The organism is Opacimonas viscosa, from assembly GCF_024199005.1.
Classification (GTDB): domain Bacteria; phylum Pseudomonadota; class Gammaproteobacteria; order Enterobacterales; family Alteromonadaceae; genus Opacimonas; species Opacimonas viscosa.
In genome coordinates this window covers 1-262 of sequence record NZ_JANATA010000189.1, presented here as the reverse complement: position 1 = coordinate 262, position 262 = coordinate 1, and the positions used below count along the sequence as shown (strand labels likewise).

Sequence of the window (262 nt, the reverse complement as noted above, 5' to 3'; positions counted from 1 at the left end):
ATTGTCCTTCGCGAAGGGGCCCCATTGGCAGCAAATAACCACTGCCTACTTTTCTGTCGTCCATCACTACAATTTCAACGTCGCGATGAAGCGCGTAATGTTGAAGACCGTCATCACAAATAATTAAATCACAGTGTAATTCGTCACTTAAGTACGCGGCTCCACGTGCGCGGACTGGATCGATAACAACGTCGCACTGGCTTCTAATGGCCAGTAAACGAGGTTCGTCACCCACTTCAGACGCATCATCTTCGCCTTTCAC

The 262-nt window shown here is 48.9% G+C and carries 1 protein-coding gene; it reads right to left on the bottom strand.

What is annotated here, in order from left to right:
* The coding region (locus NLF92_RS13250; protein WP_254102704.1) for a tetraacyldisaccharide 4'-kinase at positions 1–262 on the bottom strand (262 nt) is incomplete at both ends.